At 61.3% G+C, this 2679-nt stretch carries 1 protein-coding gene; it reads left to right on the top strand.

From position 1 onward, the window contains the following. Positions 1 to 180 precede the first annotated feature (180 nt). A complete protein-coding gene (gene lon, locus ACW9I6_RS31940) occupies positions 181 to 2601 on the top strand; it encodes an endopeptidase La (RefSeq protein ID WP_003210412.1) in 2421 nt (806 codons plus the stop codon). Positions 2602 to 2679: the final 78 nt, after the last annotated feature.

The following is a 2679-nucleotide window of genomic DNA, read 5'->3' as shown; positions in this document are numbered from 1 at the left end:
GCGGCGCATCAGTCACAGATGCATCGACTGACAGACCGCCTTCGCGAGCAAGCCCGCTCCCACATTTGTTCAGCGGTGCTTTTGAAAATATTGTGCAATATGTTGCTATCTCACCCCCCCCATTGAAACCACTGCCGACCCGCCCCATCTAACTTGCATACTTCCCTATGCAGGTGCCCCATGAGCGACCAGCAAGAATTCCCGGACATCGACCTCAACGACTACGCCGACCCGGAAAACGCTGAACACACTTCCGCCAACACTGGCTTGGCCCTCCCAGGGCAAAACCTGCCCGACAAGGTCTACATCATCCCGATCCACAATCGGCCTTTCTTCCCGGCGCAAGTGTTGCCGGTGATCGTCAATGAAGAGCCGTGGGCCGAAACCCTGGAGCTGGTGAGCAAGTCCGACCACCACTCCCTTGCCCTGTTCTTCATGGAAACCCCGCCCGAAGATCCGCGCCACTTCGACACCTCCAGCCTGCCGCTGTACGGCACCCTGGTGAAGGTGCACCACGCCAGCCGCGAAAACGGCAAGCTGCAATTCGTCGCCCAGGGCCTGACCCGTGTGCGGATCAAGACCTGGCTCAAGCACCACCGCCCACCGTACCTGGTGGAAGTCGAATACCCGCACCAGCCGACCCAGCCGACCGACGAGGTCAAGGCCTACGGCATGGCGCTGATCAATGCGATCAAGGAACTGCTGCCGCTCAACCCGCTGTACAGCGAAGAACTGAAGAACTACCTCAACCGCTTCAGCCCCAACGACCCGTCGCCGCTGACCGACTTCGCCGCCGCCCTCACCTCGGCCACCGGCACTGAACTGCAGCAAGTGCTGGACTGCGTGCCCATGCTCAAGCGCATGGAAAAAGTCCTGCCGATGCTGCGCAAGGAAGTCGAAGTCGCGCGCCTGCAAAAAGAAATCTCCGCCGAAGTGAACCGCAAGATCGGCGAACACCAGCGCGAGTTCTTCCTCAAGGAACAACTCAAGGTCATCCAGCAAGAGCTGGGGCTGACCAAGGACGATCGCAGCGCCGACGTCGAGCAATTCGAACAGCGCCTGGTGGACAAGGTCCTGCCGACCCAGGCGCAGAAACGCATCAGCGAAGAAATGAACAAGCTGTCCATCCTGGAAACCGGTTCGCCGGAGTACGCGGTCACCCGCAACTACCTGGACTGGGCCACCTCGGTGCCGTGGGGCGTGTATGGCGAGGACAAACTCGACCTGAAACACGCCCGCAAAGTGCTCGACAAGCACCACGCCGGCCTGGACGACATCAAGAGTCGTATCCTCGAATTCCTTGCGGTGGGCGCCTATAAAGGCGAAGTCGCCGGTTCCATCGTGTTGCTGGTGGGCCCGCCAGGCGTGGGCAAGACCAGTGTCGGCAAATCGATTGCCGAATCCCTCGGCCGGCCGTTCTACCGCTTCAGCGTCGGCGGCATGCGTGACGAGGCCGAGATCAAGGGCCATCGCCGCACCTACATCGGTGCGATGCCGGGCAAGCTGGTGCAAGCCCTCAAAGATGTGGAAGTGATGAACCCGGTGATCATGCTCGACGAGATCGACAAGATGGGCCAGAGCTACCAGGGCGACCCGGCCTCGGCCCTGCTCGAAACCCTCGACCCGGAACAGAACGTCGAATTCCTCGACCACTACCTGGACCTGCGCCTGGACCTGTCCAAAGTGCTGTTCGTGTGCACCGCCAACACCCTGGATTCGATCCCCGGCCCGTTGCTGGACCGCATGGAAGTGATTCGCCTGTCGGGCTACATCACCGAAGAAAAGGTCGCGATTGCCAAGCGTCACCTGTGGCCAAAGCAGCTGGAAAAAGCCGGCGTGTCGAAAAACAGCCTGTCCATCAGCGACGGCGCCCTGCGCGCCCTGATCGATGGTTACGCTCGCGAAGCCGGGGTGCGTCAGTTGGAGAAACAGCTGGGCAAACTGGTGCGCAAGGCGGTGGTCAAGCTGCTGGATGAGCCGGACTCGGTGATCAAGATCGGCAACAAGGACCTGGAAGCCTCCCTGGGCATGCCGGTGTTCCGTAACGAGCAAGTGCTGTCGGGCACCGGTGTGATCACCGGCCTGGCCTGGACCAGCATGGGCGGCGCGACCCTGCCGATCGAGGCGACGCGCATCCACACGCTGAACCGTGGCTTCAAGCTCACCGGGCAACTGGGTGAAGTGATGAAGGAGTCGGCCGAGATTGCCTACAGCTACATCAGCTCGAACCTGAAGTCGTTTGGCGGTGACCCGAAGTTCTTCGATGAAGCCTTCGTGCACCTGCACGTGCCGGAAGGCGCCACGCCGAAAGACGGCCCGAGCGCGGGCGTGACCATGGCCAGTGCGCTGCTGTCGCTGGCGCGTAACCAGCCGCCGAAAAAAGGCGTGGCCATGACCGGTGAACTGACGCTGACCGGGCATGTGCTGCCGATTGGCGGGGTGCGCGAGAAGGTGATTGCGGCGCGGCGCCAGAAGATTCACGAGTTGATCTTGCCGGAGCCTAACCGGGGGAGCTTTGAAGAGCTGCCGGAGTACCTGAAGGAAGGGATGACGGTGCACTTTGCCAAGCGCTTTGCGGATGTGGCGAAGGTGTTGTTCTGATAGTTATGTAGCGCCTGAGCTGGCCTCTTCGCGAGCAAGCCCGCTCCCACACTTGACCGAGTCCATGCTGTGGAATGC

The sequence above is a fragment of the Pseudomonas sp. SDO5522_S412 genome, assembly GCF_054071215.1.
Note: the sequence above shows the minus strand (reverse complement) of the source record. Positions and strands in the feature narration are given on the sequence as shown.